The organism is Psychrobacter sp. UBA3962, from assembly GCF_002385225.1.
In the GTDB taxonomy this organism is placed as follows: domain Bacteria; phylum Pseudomonadota; class Gammaproteobacteria; order Pseudomonadales; family Moraxellaceae; genus Psychrobacter.
The window spans coordinates 1-12,961 of record NZ_DGDC01000052.1 but is presented as its reverse complement, the minus strand read 5'-3'; the positions used below and the strand labels follow the sequence as shown (position 1 = coordinate 12,961).

At 40.8% G+C, this 12,961-nt stretch carries 13 protein-coding genes; 4 read left to right on the top strand and 9 right to left on the bottom strand.

Going from position 1 to position 12,961, the window contains the following annotated elements; translation table 11 throughout:
• Positions 1-57 precede the first annotated feature (57 nt).
• The 6 genes from serC to B3S92_RS11845 form a co-directional block, all read right to left on the bottom strand.
• The gene (gene serC / locus B3S92_RS11870) at positions 58-1,206 is read right to left on the bottom strand and encodes a 3-phosphoserine/phosphohydroxythreonine transaminase (RefSeq protein WP_296206429.1); all 1,149 of its coding nucleotides are present in this window, start codon (positions 1,204-1,206) and stop codon (positions 58-60) included.
• 129 nt (positions 1,207-1,335) lie between these two features.
• On the bottom strand, positions 1,336-2,142 hold the full coding sequence (locus B3S92_RS11865) for a hypothetical protein (protein WP_296206424.1): 807 nt from the start codon (positions 2,140-2,142) through the stop codon (positions 1,336-1,338).
• A gap of 308 nt (positions 2,143-2,450) precedes the next feature.
• Positions 2,451-3,338 (bottom strand): MetQ/NlpA family ABC transporter substrate-binding protein, encoded by an 888-nt coding sequence (locus tag B3S92_RS11860; protein WP_296206421.1) that lies wholly within the window; start codon positions 3,336-3,338, stop codon positions 2,451-2,453.
• Positions 3,339-3,578: 240 nt separating this feature from the next.
• Complete coding sequence (locus tag B3S92_RS11855; protein ID WP_077451749.1) at positions 3,579-4,262, bottom strand: methionine ABC transporter permease; 684 nt, start codon at positions 4,260-4,262, stop codon at positions 3,579-3,581.
• Between the two features lie 2 nt (positions 4,263-4,264).
• Positions 4,265-5,020 carry a methionine ABC transporter ATP-binding protein gene (locus B3S92_RS11850; RefSeq protein ID WP_208608074.1) on the bottom strand — a complete coding sequence of 252 codons (756 nt, stop codon included), beginning with the start codon at positions 5,018-5,020 and terminating at the stop codon, positions 4,265-4,267.
• Between the two features lie 264 nt (positions 5,021-5,284).
• The gene (locus tag B3S92_RS11845) at positions 5,285-5,491 is read right to left on the bottom strand and encodes a DUF2905 domain-containing protein (protein WP_077451747.1); all 207 of its coding nucleotides are present in this window, start codon (positions 5,489-5,491) and stop codon (positions 5,285-5,287) included.
• Positions 5,492-5,742: 251 nt separating this feature from the next.
• Between B3S92_RS11845 and purD the strand changes: the two genes are divergently transcribed.
• Positions 5,743-7,023, top strand: coding sequence for a phosphoribosylamine--glycine ligase (gene purD, locus B3S92_RS11840; RefSeq protein WP_296206414.1), 1,281 nt, complete (start codon positions 5,743-5,745; stop codon positions 7,021-7,023).
• A gap of 321 nt (positions 7,024-7,344) precedes the next feature.
• Complete coding sequence (locus tag B3S92_RS11835) at positions 7,345-8,781, top strand: ABC1 kinase family protein (RefSeq protein ID WP_296206411.1); 1,437 nt, start codon at positions 7,345-7,347, stop codon at positions 8,779-8,781.
• A 186-nt stretch (positions 8,782-8,967) separates the two neighbouring features.
• Here the strand turns inward: B3S92_RS11835 and B3S92_RS11830 are convergent, their stop codons facing one another.
• The gene (locus tag B3S92_RS11830; protein WP_296206409.1) at positions 8,968-9,723 is read right to left on the bottom strand and encodes a methyltransferase; all 756 of its coding nucleotides are present in this window, start codon (positions 9,721-9,723) and stop codon (positions 8,968-8,970) included.
• 245 nt (positions 9,724-9,968) lie between these two features.
• Here B3S92_RS11830 and B3S92_RS11825 point away from each other — a divergent pair, with 245 nt between their 5' ends.
• Positions 9,969-10,178, top strand: a complete 210-nt coding sequence (locus tag B3S92_RS11825; protein ID WP_296206407.1) for a DNA gyrase inhibitor YacG — start codon at positions 9,969-9,971, stop codon at positions 10,176-10,178.
• Positions 10,179-10,283: 105 nt separating this feature from the next.
• The gene (locus B3S92_RS11820) at positions 10,284-11,474 is read left to right on the top strand and encodes an aspartate aminotransferase family protein (protein ID WP_296206405.1); all 1,191 of its coding nucleotides are present in this window, start codon (positions 10,284-10,286) and stop codon (positions 11,472-11,474) included.
• Positions 11,475-11,570: 96 nt separating this feature from the next.
• On the opposite strand, the gene ruvA is transcribed toward B3S92_RS11820, so the two are convergent.
• Positions 11,571-12,203: a Holliday junction branch migration protein RuvA gene (gene ruvA / locus B3S92_RS11815; RefSeq protein ID WP_296206402.1), complete on the bottom strand. Its 633-nt coding sequence runs from the start codon at positions 12,201-12,203 to the stop codon at positions 11,571-11,573.
• Between the two features lie 245 nt (positions 12,204-12,448).
• Positions 12,449-12,817, bottom strand: a complete 369-nt coding sequence (locus B3S92_RS11810; RefSeq protein ID WP_296206400.1) for a hypothetical protein — start codon at positions 12,815-12,817, stop codon at positions 12,449-12,451.
• Positions 12,818-12,961 lie beyond the last annotated feature (144 nt).

Here is a 12,961-nt window from a genome sequence, read left to right as displayed (position 1 = left end):
TAAAGCTTTAGAGATGGTAACTTTAGAGATGACTAAGCGTGACTTAATCCAGTTTAATTAAGCCTGTTTTTTAGCAAATTCAACCATAAAATCACATAAAGCTTGCACCGACTCTAGGCTTACAGCGTTGTAGATGCTTGCACGCATACCGCCTACATCACGATGCCCTTTTAGGTTTAATAAGCCTGCTTGTTCAGCTTCTGCTAAAAACTGCCCATCTAAACTACTGTCTTTTAAGGTAAAAGGCACGTTCATAATTGAGCGATACTGAGGGTCTACGTTATTAATGTAAAACTCGCTGTCATCGATGGTTTTATATAATAATTCTGCTTTTTGACGGTTAATTTTTGCAATGGCCTCTAAGCCACCTTGTTGCTCTAACCACTCAAACACAAGCCCTGCTAAATACCAAGAATAGGTGGCTGGCGTGTTCAGCATAGATTCCTTGTTCACTTGATTGGCATAATCAAGTAAGGCTGGGCACCACTCGCTAGCTTTACCAATTAAATCTTCACGGATAATCACGATAACCAAACCTGCAGGACCAATATTTTTTTGAGCCCCTGCATAAATCATCCCAAATTTTGAGACATCAATAGGTTCTGACAAGATACAAGAAGACATATCCGCAATTAATGGCGCATCAACTTGGGGTGGCTGAAAAATTTGTACCCCGTGAATGGTTTCATTAGCACAGTAATGAAAATATTGTACCCCTTCAGTTAGCTGCCACTCATCTTGATTAGGAACTGTAGTAAAGTTTGAATCTTTACTAGACGCCACTTCATTCACTTCACCCAGTCCTAGCTGAGCGTAGCGTTTGGCCTCTTTAATAGCTTTGCCTGACCAAGCGCCCGTGGTTAAATAATCTGCTTTACCCTGACTCTCCTCGTTACCCAATAGGTTTAACGGAATAGCAGAGAATTGAAGCGTTGCCCCACCTTGTAAGAACAGTACTTTGTAATTATCAGGGATATTCATTAAACGGCGTAAGCTTTGCTCTGCTTCTTGCGCCACTTTCACATAATCAGCACTACGATGGCTCATCTCCATAATAGAGACGCCTTTTCCTTTCCAATCCAACATCTCAGCTTGTGCTTTTAGCAACACCTCTGTCGGTAAAGAGGCTGGCCCAGCACAAAAATTGTGTTTACGATTGAGAGAAGCTTCATCATTTAAGTTAGCGGCTGCAGTTACTTGGTTCATAATTTTCCTACAAAACGAAATAAGGTGGGTGGGGTATAGCATTTTAGGTTAATTGCATAAGTATAATACAATTATCAAAGTGATAAACACTGTTAACTGACTCAGTATTTATTCAACAGAGGAACAGCTTTAATGTTGATTAAGTGTTTGCCAAAGCTGTTTTTTTAATTCACTATTTTGCAGCATATCAGCTAAAGAAGGCAAAATAGTAAGCTGTGGGTGCTCCAAACTCTTAGGCATATTAGTTATAGCGCCAACTTTTACATCATTTCTTTTAGCCAAGCAAAATACAAATCCTGCCACACTAGCATTCGCAGATTCTTTATCGCTAATACCTGGACAAATCGGGAATTTTAGCACTTGAGGACTTATCGATAAGGCACTCAAGATATTTTCCCAAAGAGTTAACTGCTGCGGTAGCTTCAATGCCTCAGCATCCGCTATTAACACCCAGTCTTTAAAGCTTACACCCAAAATTTCAAAAGGAGCCACTTGCTCTAAACTATCAGCTAAGCTTACCTTTGCCTTAGCAGTCTGCTCTTCAGGGGCTACGAACTTTTTCTTTAAAGCTTGTATCGGATTGGCAGTTAGCTGCTCCTGGTTAGCTGTAGGTTGGTCTATAACTGGGCTATCTGCTGTCGAAGTATTATCCGGTTTTGCGTTTGCGTTAGGCTCTTCATTAACAGCTGCTACCGGCGTCTCAGAGACCACTGCTAGTCTAATATTAGCGCTGCTTTGGTTATGAGTAGTATCCCTGTGCTGCTTAACTGCCGTATCATAATCTACCAAGGTGGTAGCTCTATCGCGCTGAACCCAGATATCAAGCCCCATCATGCCCAATATGTGTCTCTGCTGAATTAATAAGGCAGGCACAGCACTATCTGCCCCTTTATTGGGGATTAAAGAATTAGAAGATGCGTGATAGGCAGCGGTCATAGAGATATCATTTTTCAATTATAGAACCCATGTATAGAGCTCGTGTGGTTTCTTATCCATTAAGAAAACATAAAATCTTTAAAATCAGTAATCAAAGTTAGAGCCTAAGTTTACCAAAGATCTGCTCATATCTCGATGTTAATTTGCAGATTGGCAGGCCGAGAAAAGCTTTATCAGTACCAAAAAATATAAAAACACAAATATAAAAAAACCTGCTACCTTTCAGGCTCTAAGCCTTACAGATAACAGGTTTTTTATCTCCTTTAACGGTGGTCACTATAACCACCCTTAAAGTGAGTTACAGCAGACTATTTAGCCTCTGCTTCTTGGCCTTCACCCCAGATTTTTGGATATTTATAACCTGGGAAAGATTCGTGCGCATAAGCCTTAAAGCTTTCTGAATTATAAGCGTCTGTTACATCTTTAACCCATTTTGCATCTTTATCGGACGCTTTAATCGCTGACCAGTTAACATAGGCAAAGCTGGCTTCTTGGAATAAAGCTTCTGTTAGCTTAATGCCAGAGTCAGTAGCGTAGTTACCGTTGATGATAGCAAAATCAACATCATCGCGAGCACGAGGTAGCTGAGCTGCCTCTAACTCAATAATATCAATATTTTTTGGGTTAGTAGCGATATCAGACTTAGAAGCGGTTAAGGGGTCAACGTTGTCTTTTAGGGTAATCCAGCCCAAATCATCCATCATAACTAACGCACGAGCGAAGTTACTCGGATCGTTAGGCGCAGATACTTTCATACCGTCATAAGCTTCTTCTAAAGACTTCTTCTTACCACTGTACACCCCTAGTGGTGCTGTTGGTACTTGGAATACTTCAACAAGGTCTAAGTTATTTTCTGCTTTAAAAGTATCTAAATAAGGCTTGTGTTGGAAGATGTTGATATCCAAATCACCTTCAGCTAGCGCTAAGTTAGGACGAACATAATCTGTGAAAGTCGTCAGCTTAACCGTATATCCTTGTGCTTCAAGCTCGCCTTTAACTTGATCGCGAACCATATCAGCGAAGTCACCTTCAGTGGTACCGATTACAATGGTTTTTTTCTCTTCAGTAGCAGCACCGGCATCAGCATTGGCTGCGTCTTGGTTAGCACTGTTATTACAACCTACTAATGCTAGGCCTGAAATACCAGCTATAGCGGCTGCGGCAAAAATTTGCTTACGAATTTCAGCTACTTTCATGGATCAATCCTTTAAATAAGAAGGGGCCTTTAACAAATAATTTTATAAAGGCTCATTAAAGTTAAAATGTTACTACAGAATTAATAATTGTTACTGCAGTTTATGGGTTACATTCTAACCGATATCTGCAAGCTTCTACATGAAACTTTTGGCACTACTTATGAATAAAATTCATTAAGGTATTAGAATTAAAGTACTACAAGGCACTAAAGGTTCAGCGCTGCTGTCAAAAATCTGCAATTAACGCTTATCAAGTTTGGCCGCTAATAAGTTACCAATACCCTGAATACCAATTACCATAATTGAAAGCATAATCACAATGAAGATCATAACTTCGGTTTGATAACGATAGTAGCCATAACGAATGGCTAAGTCGCCCAAACCACCGCCACCAATCATACCAGCTGCCGCTGAATATGACAGCAAGCTAATACATAGTATGGTTACTGATAGCACCAATCCTGAACGGGCTTCGGTCAATAACACTTTGATAATGGTAAAAGGAGTGGCTCCCATAGATTCGGTAGCCTCAACAATACCGCGTGGCACTTCTCTCAGGTTCTGTTCAACTAATCGAGCAAAATAAAACGAGCCTGCCAGCGCCAATACTAACGATGCAGCAATGGGACCAATACTGGTGCCGATTAAGGATTTGGTAAAAGGAGTCATCGCAATCATTAAGATAACGAAGGGGAAGGCTCGCATAAAGTTGGTTATACCGCCCAGAAGCGCATAAAAGCTCTTATTTTGCAGCAACTGCTTATCACTAGTTAAGAACAAAAACACCCCAAACAAGCCGCCGATAATAATGGCCGCTACGGTCGATATACCTAGCATCACAAAGGTATCAATCATCGCTTGCCAGATTTCATTACGCAGCTCCCAAAGACGGGCTGTGGCATCGTTAAAACTCATTGCTAACATTATTAATCCTCCTGAACCAAGCCGCGACCCACTTCAGTGGTGGCTATAATTTGACCATCAACAACATCAGCCACTTCAAGTAAATGACCTTCATGCAATAATGCAGCACGATTACAAATACGGCGAATAACGCTCATTTCATGAGTTACGATGACAATAGTCACACCCAACTTTTCATTCACTTCTTTTAAGGTGCTTAACAATGCTCTGGTAGTCGAAGGGTCAAGGGCACTGGTCGGCTCATCAGCCAGTAGTACTTTTGGATTAGGAGCAATGGCACGGGCAATACCAACCCGCTGCTTTTGTCCGCCTGAAAGCTGAGCAGGATAATGATTGGCTCGATCGGTTAAATTCACGATCTCCAAACACTCCATGACTCGGGCATAAATATTATCTTTGGCATAGCCTGCAACTTTTAAGTTAAAAGCTACATTTTCAAAAACAGTTTTATTAGACATCAAGTTAAACTGCTGAAAAATCATACCGACATTATGACGAGCGACCCTTAACTGTTTTGGATTCATATCAGTCAGCACTTCACCATCTATAGTAACTGTGCCGCCATCAGGACGTTCAAGCAAATTCATTAAGCGCAATAAGGTTGATTTTCCTGCCCCAGAATACCCCATCAGACCAAAGATTTCTCCTTGCTTAACAGTCAGAGAAATCGGTTCGACAGCAGTAAACCAATGGGTTTTACCATCCTTTTGAGTCTGGAATTTTTTGTATACTTGATCTAGAACAATCATATCGCTCATGGCAGTCATCTTGAATAACGGTTTACAGCTTTTGAAGTTACACTGAATTTAGGAAACAAACACAGTCTAAATCGACTGTAATGAAAATTACAAAGCGCAATAATATAGCATACTGCACTGTTTATAACATCAATTTATCCAAACAAAAGCCATGCTTAACTAGAATATCTAAATTCAATTCGTACAATTAACCCCATCAATTGGACATAGAAACTCTTGGCATTAAGTGGTCTCGAAAATCGGACTAAAAATCCGACTAGCCACTTAACGTCGAAATATATTCAGTAGGATACTAAGCACCACACTCACCACAATCATAGTGACGATTGGGAAATACACTCGAGTATTACCTGATTCATAACGAATATCACCAGGCAGTTTGCCCAACCAAGAAAAAGCTCCTGGAAAAGCACTCCATATTAGGCCTAGCACCACCAAAACCACCCCAATCAATATTAAAACCTTGGCCATAAGACTTTTCCTTTATAAAAACTGTGAATAATAAATTAAACCCCACTATTTTAGGGGTTTATTACTAATAATAGACTTGCAAGGTAACAAACCTGCCCCTAATGGCTATATTTTGATAAAATGAATTCTAATTATCCCATATACTATGGGCCAAATTATGTTGTGCCTTTTTATATCGCCAATAGCAGCCGGCCTATTGTGTAATATTTCCCCATTAATAAACATACCTCATTAAGTTAACAAGGATATATATGAATATTTTAATTATTGGTTCTGGCGGTCGTGAACATGCACTGGCTTGGCAATGTGCAAAAGACGCCGATGTCACCACAGTCTATGTGGCCAATGGCAACGCTGGTACAGCTCTTGAACCAAAATGTGAAAATATTGACCTTGATACCACAGATCACCAAGCGGTTATTGATTTTTGCCAACAAAATAAAGTTGAGCTTATCATCGTAGGCCCAGAAGCTCCTTTAGTAGCTGGCTTAGTTGATGACTGCAAAAAAGCAAATATCGCCACTTGGGGCCCGACTCAATATTGTGCCCAGCTTGAAGGCTCTAAGACTTTTGCCAAAGAGTTTATGCAGGCCAATAATATCCCAACTGCGAAATATGAGGCTTTTACTGACATAGAAGCTGCTAAAGCTTATATCAATGAAAATGGCGCACCCATTGTAGTCAAAGCAGATGGCCTAGCGGCAGGTAAAGGGGTTATCGTAGCAGAGACCATCGAACAAGCTCACAGCGCTATTGAAGATATGCTTGGTGATAATAAATTTGGGGATGCCGGTAGCCGTGTGGTAATTGAGCAGTTTTTACAAGGGGAAGAAGCCAGCTTTATCTGTATGATTGATGGCGAAAATATCCTACCTATGGCCACCAGCCAAGACCACAAACGCGTCGGCGAAGGTGATACTGGACCAAATACTGGCGGTATGGGCGCTTACTCGCCAGCCCCTGTTGTGACTCAAGAGGTTCATCAAAAGGTTATCGATCAAGTTATCCAGCCTGTGGTTGATGCCATGAAGCAAGCAGGTCACCCCTACACCGGTTTCTTGTATGCAGGGCTAATGATTGATGACAAAAACGATCCTTACGTTATTGAATTTAACTGCCGCTTTGGCGACCCTGAAACTCAGCCTATCTTAATGCGCCTAAAAAGCTCATTGGTGAAACTTGTCCAACAAGGAATTGCGGGTGAATTACCAGAATCTGCTGAGTGGGATGAGCGTGCGGCCTTAGGTATTGTACTGGCTTCAAAAGGCTATCCTGAAACGTCTTCTAAAGGGGATGTGATTACTGGTCTTCCAGAGCTAGAAAGCAGCGAAACCACTAAAGTATTCCATGCCGGGACTAAAGCCGATGGCGAACATGTTGTCACTAATGGTGGCCGTGTGCTTTGTGTTACAGCTTTAGGGGATACCATTGCCGAAGCACAGAGTGAAGCTTTAAAGGTTACCGCTTCTATTCAGTTTGAAGGTGCACATTATCGCCGTGACATTGGTTATAGAGCAGTTAACCGTGGCTAATAAAGCACCCTCTTTATTGGCTTTATTGTGATATAAATCATAGGGCTAAATATTACCATTGTTTTGTGGGTATTTAGCCCCATTGACATATTAGATACTTAGCTATTTTACTAAGTTGGTTGTTGAAACTCTTAGGTCAGTGCGTCACAACAGTAACAATGCTACTCTAGAAAGCATGCCAACAAAAAAGTAGCCTTAATTGGTACGGTTAAAATAATTATAAGTTAATAACTATCAGGATATTTGTGCCAACCCTAATTACTTATATTGCTGTTTAAAGGCCAACATAGCCACAGCTTTAGTTTTCTAAATGGTTAAAACATGTCAAATTCACATTCTTCAACACCGCCACAAACAGACTTACCAAAAAGCCGTTTAACAAATGAGATGGGTGAACTTAAGACTTCTCGTTTAGATCGCCGCCTTTCTATGGCCAAAACCTCTTTAAATTTAGGAAGACGTTGGGCAGGTAACAGCTTTAGCGGTCTTTTTTTAAGTAAAGAAGAAAGAGCTTCTCGCAACCAAGAGTTTATGAAGGAGCAAGCGGCTTATTTAGCAGATGAATTAGGTAAGCTAAAAGGTTCAGTAGTGAAGATTGGTCAAATGCTGGCTTTATACGGTGAGCATTTCTTACATCCTGAAATAACTGCAGCCTTACATCGCTTGAATGACAGTACCGCAAGCTTGTCATGGCCGGTAGTAGAGTCGGCTCTACGCCAACAGCTTGGCAACCGTTTAGATGAGTTAGAGGTTTCACCAACTCCTATTGGTACAGCGTCCTTAGCACAAGTACACCGAGCTACCATTAAAGCCACAGGTCAACAGGTGGTACTTAAGGTCCAATACCCTGGTGTTGCGGATGCTATTGACTCGGACTTAAGCTTATTCAAACATTTATTAAAAGTGACTAATGCAGTACCGCAAACCAAAGCGTTAGATGAATGGTTTAATGAAATTAGCGATTTATTAAAGGTCGAGGTGGACTATGTTGCAGAAGCCCAAACCACTATGCGCTTTTATGAGCGTCTAAAAGATGATGAGCGTTACGGGGTTCCTAAAGTTTATGAAGCCTACTCTACCCCAAGACTACTGTGTCTAAGCTTTGAAGAAGGGGTTCCAGTTACCAATGCGAACCTAAAAGCTTTACCACAACGTCGCCGAGACGCTTTAGGTAAAGCCGCTATCGATATCATGCTCAATGAAATCTTTGTTTGGGGAGAGATGCAAACTGACCCCAATTTTGGTAACTATCTAATTCGCTCAGAGCCTGCAGATAAGCCAGATGGCAAAGACAAGCTTATTTTATTAGACTTCGGGGCCATGCGTCAGTTCGATGATGATTTATTAAAAATTGCCCGCAATCTTATGTTGTCAGGCTTTAATTATGATAAGCAGCAAATGATGGATGCCATGCAGGGCTATGAATTCTTCGACAGTATGAGCTTAGAGGTAAAAGCCAATATGGCCGATGTTTTCTTATTGGCGACAGAACCCTTTAGAAATCCTAGTTTGCCGCAAAATAAGTCTAGCGATTTGATAGATGAGCATGGCTATTACCACTGGGCCAATAGCAATTTACATAAGAGACTGATGGAAGGCTCAGCCAGTGCTATGCAGTCTCGCGAGTTCAGCTTACCTCCAAAAGAATTTATGTTTATCAGTCGTAAATTTATTGGCGCCTATACCTTCTTAACGGTATTGAATGCCAGAACCAACACCTATGACACCCTGAGTAAATTCGTGCCTATTAACATGTAAACTTAATATGCGAGCGCCTCAAAACTAAGGGTTTATAGGATTTATTGAGCCAATAACTAAAGGCTTGCTTGGACTAAGTTCAAGCAAGCCTTTTTTATGAACCCCATCTGACTAAATCTGCCAGTTTCCGTTTCGATTATTATTTTCAATAAAAATCAAATAACTGGTATTTAAATTGACGGCTTCTTAAACTGATTGTAATGCCTCAGAATTCCACTCATCAAAGCGAGTGACGTAACCCTCGGGCTTTATCATTTCAAGCTCCCAGCAGGTTTCACCTCTAGCTAAATACTTTATTTCAAAGTGAGTACGCTTGCTATCTATGGGAACTTGCCTTCTCTCGGTCGCTAAACACCAAGTCTCAACCGCCTGCTGATAGGCATTATCTATATACTCTTCGATATTACTGGCCAATATCACCCTGCCCCTAGGTTTTAATCGGGATAATAAAAACTCAAAAAACGGCATATTCAACCATTGTTGATTGGGGTTTTTGGGTTCAGGGTTGGGATATAGCAAATAAAACACATCCACACTTTGTGCCGGTAACGCGTAGACACAGTAAGGAATAGCGTCTGCATGTACTGCTAAGATATTATCTAGATTAACCACTTCATTGCTAACAGATTGTACTAAGCTATTAAAAGCAGTGAATTTGTTTTGGGTTCTTTCAATAGCGATTAAATCATGTTCGGGATTCTTTTTGGCATATAAGCAAGCATGCATGCCTTTACCAGCACCAATCTCCACTATTAGCGGTCGGCTGTCATCATCTAGGCTAACCTTACCACCAGTCTCTTTACTGGCTTCAAGAGAGCGAGTCACGAATACAGGTAGTGAAAAGTCTCTTGGAGCGGTTAGCTTCTCAGGTTTAAAACAGCGACTTTTGTTATGACTTAGCGCCTCAGTAGACAATAAGGAGTTAGGTTTTGAAATTGACATAATTGTTTTAAACACTTAATCAAGTTAGAGAATTATTGATAATGTGATATATGTTATCATTTCTAAAGCCTTATCAGGGTGAACTATAGCGGTTATTTTCATGTTCACCTTGATCATAATATTAGCTTTACATCGCATGTTAAGATAGATTGTGAAGCAGTATAAGCCCTCTGATACTCATGTTATAATTCTAATTTAGCCATTTGGTGACTCACAACTTACTTGTAATCTAAAGACTTTAAACTATGACCGACTCTACAGACCACTCCAGCAGCCCCTCAAGTCCAAAAACCTACCCTTGCCCTAGATGCAAAAAACTTACTGCATGGCAAGACAATCCTTATAAGCCTTTTTGTAGTGATCGATGCAAACTTATTGATTTAGGCGCTTGGGCCAATGAAGAGTATCGTGTTGCTGCCGAAGAGTCGCCTTTTTCTGATGATCTAAATTATTAGTTATTGGCTTGCCTTTAAGAGGCTGTTTTAAATACTGCACACATCGTATTTATTCAGCTACAATACTTATTACCCTCCTATCTGCTAAATGTTTAAGGACCCATCATGTCAGCATCACATTCCTATATTATGCCTACCTATAGCCCTCAACCCATAAGCTTCACTCGAGGAGAAGGCAGCTGGCTTTTTACTGCTGACAATACTGCTTACTTAGACGCATTAACGGGTATTGCAGTTTGTGGTCTGGGTCATTGCCATCCTGAGATTACTAAAGCCATTCAGGAGCAGGCAGCCACTTTAGTCCATACCAGTAACCTATTCCAAATCGAATGGCAACAAAAAGCCGCTGAAGCTTTGTGTCAAGCAGCTGGCATGGACAGTGTTTTCTTCGCCAACAGTGGCGCTGAAGCCAATGAGGCTGCACTTAAGATGGCCCGTCTATATGGCTATAAAAAAGGCTTTAAGAAACCTAAAGTTATCGTCATGGAGAAATCATTCCATGGTCGTACTCTATTGACGGTAACCGCTACTGCAAACCCCAAGGCACGTGAAGGCTTTTATACTTTAGACTCAGACTTTATCCGAGTCCCTTTCGGTGATATTGAAGCTTTAAAACAAGTCGCACAAGATGAAGATGAGATTACGGCAGTGCTACTAGAACCTATTCAAGGTGAAGGCGGCTTAAATACCGCTAAAGACGGCTTCGAGTATTTGGAGCAAGTACAAGCCCTGTGTGATCAGCAAGACTGGTTATTTATGCTAGATGAAGTTCAAACGGGTAATGGTCGTACCGGCAAATATTTTGCTTATCAGCACAGTAACGCTAAGCCTGACGTATTGTCTACCGCCAAAGGTTTGGGTAACGGCTTCCCTATTGGTGCTTGCATGGTTCGTGGTCGTGCTTGTGACTTATTCCAAGTGGGTAGTCATGGTTCTACCTACGGGGGCACACCTTTAGGCAGCCGCGTGGTATATACCGTTTATGACATTTTAACTAATACCGATATTATGCAAAATGCCACTACTGAAGGCGACTACATCCAGCAGTCTTTGAAGGAAGCCTTAAAAGAATTTGGCGTTACCACTCGAGGACATGGCATGATGATAGGCGTTGTATTGCCAGAGTCTACCGATTGCAGCGATTTAGTGGATAGAGCGCGTGAGTATGAGAAACTAATCATTAACGTTACTGGAGGTCATGTTATCCGCTTATTACCTCCTTTAAATCTAAAGCGTGAGGAAAGTGATCAGCTGATTGAAAGATTGACTCGACTGATTAAATCTACTTTAAGCTAATCAAATAAAAGCGTAACTACCTATATAAAGAAAAAGCCCTTAAATTTTTAAGGGCTTTTTATGCTTAGGTTATTTTCAAACATTAAAAGCTAGTAATTAAAAGCTTGAGAGCTGTTGTAACGTTAGTTTTAATAACGACTGAGTATCAACAATATTTTGACCCGCTTCAGTTTCTCTTGCCGCTTTAATCGCTTTTTGAGCCTCTTTATCTCGGTAACCTAGGCTAATAAGTGCCGATTCAACCTCAGCAAGTATAACTCCTTCACTACCTGCAGCAGATTGGGGTGTGCCCTCTAACACTTCAAATAATCCACCACTGCTTTCAATATTATCAAACTTACCTTTTAGTTCGATAAGTAGTCGCTGTGCCGTCTTTTTACCAATGCCGGGTACTCGCGTTAGTGCCACTTCATTATCCGTCTCAACGGCCTGCTTTAACTCAGGGGCAGACATGGTGGACATCATAGCCAACGCCATTTTTGCACCCACCCCATTAATACGAATTAGCTGGCGAAAAACATCTCTTTCTTGATACTTTATGAATCCATAAAGCAACTGGGCATCTTCACGCACATGTAAATGAGTCCATACAGCCACGCTAGCATCGAGTTGCAGCTGACAAAAGTCTGGTAGAGGCAATTCTATCTCGTAACCTACCCCAGAAGCGGTCATAATGCATGCCACTGGAGCAGACAAATGACATACCTTACCTTCAATTAGTCCTATCATAATGTTATTTTAATTCTCTAATAAAAAAACAAGCTTCATTATAGCAAAGATACCCAAGCATTAACTGAGCTTGTGCCCTGCTTCCATTAACGCTATGTTCTGTTTATTTGATTCTCATAAACCCATAGCCATTAAAAAAGCCCTGATAAAATCAGAGCTTTTATTACACTTAAATGTAATAGTATTTAAAAAACATACTATTTAAAAAATATAGTATTTAAAAATACAGACTTTAAGCAGATAAATTAGTACTGTTGATCTTCATCAACCGCTTCCACAACTTCTGGATTAACTTGTAGGTCTACATTATCTGTAGTATTGTTTGCTACATCTTTTGAACCCTCAGCTACAGCAGTTGCGCCTTCTGATACTGCTGTTGCTGTCCCTTCAACGGCTGAATTTGCACCCTCAGCAATGGCTTCGCCAGCATTAACAACAGCACCGGTAGCTACAGCACCCGCCGTTTGAGCATTATCAATAGTATCTTGACCTGCGCTCTCAGCAGCAGCTTCTACATTACCTGCATCTGCAGCTTCTTCAGTCTCCTTGCTACAACCAGTGATAGCAACAGCACTAGCAACAAGACCTGAGATTAAAAGATTACGGTATAACATGTGAACTCCTCACAATATGTGTTATTACAATATTAGATTTTCAGCATTCTAATAGCTAGTAATTGAAAACACAAGTAGCTTTAAGTAACCTAAGTTTTAGTTTATCTAAACCTAATATAGTACTGGGGTAATCACCCCGAAAAA

Excerpts from the sequence above, each read along its gene's own strand:
- serC (WP_296206429.1), bottom strand. The coding sequence starts at position 1,206 with ATGAACCAAGTAACTGCAGCCGCTAACTTAAATGATGAAGCTTCTCTC.
- B3S92_RS11865 (WP_296206424.1), bottom strand. The coding sequence starts at position 2,142 with ATGACCGCTGCCTATCACGCATCTTCTAATTCTTTAATCCCCAATAAA.
- B3S92_RS11860 (WP_296206421.1), bottom strand. The coding sequence starts at position 3,338 with ATGAAAGTAGCTGAAATTCGTAAGCAAATTTTTGCCGCAGCCGCTATA.
- B3S92_RS11855 (WP_077451749.1), bottom strand. The coding sequence starts at position 4,262 with ATGTTAGCAATGAGTTTTAACGATGCCACAGCCCGTCTTTGGGAGCTG.
- B3S92_RS11850 (WP_208608074.1), bottom strand. The coding sequence starts at position 5,020 with ATGAGCGATATGATTGTTCTAGATCAAGTATACAAAAAATTCCAGACT.
- B3S92_RS11845 (WP_077451747.1), bottom strand. The coding sequence starts at position 5,491 with ATGGCCAAGGTTTTAATATTGATTGGGGTGGTTTTGGTGGTGCTAGGC.
- purD (WP_296206414.1), top strand. The coding sequence starts at position 5,743 with ATGAATATTTTAATTATTGGTTCTGGCGGTCGTGAACATGCACTGGCT.
- B3S92_RS11835 (WP_296206411.1), top strand. The coding sequence starts at position 7,345 with ATGTCAAATTCACATTCTTCAACACCGCCACAAACAGACTTACCAAAA.
- B3S92_RS11830 (WP_296206409.1), bottom strand. The coding sequence starts at position 9,723 with ATGTCAATTTCAAAACCTAACTCCTTATTGTCTACTGAGGCGCTAAGT.
- B3S92_RS11825 (WP_296206407.1), top strand. The coding sequence starts at position 9,969 with ATGACCGACTCTACAGACCACTCCAGCAGCCCCTCAAGTCCAAAAACC.
- B3S92_RS11820 (WP_296206405.1), top strand. The coding sequence starts at position 10,284 with ATGTCAGCATCACATTCCTATATTATGCCTACCTATAGCCCTCAACCC.
- ruvA (WP_296206402.1), bottom strand. The coding sequence starts at position 12,203 with ATGATAGGACTAATTGAAGGTAAGGTATGTCATTTGTCTGCTCCAGTG.
- B3S92_RS11810 (WP_296206400.1), bottom strand. The coding sequence starts at position 12,817 with ATGTTATACCGTAATCTTTTAATCTCAGGTCTTGTTGCTAGTGCTGTT.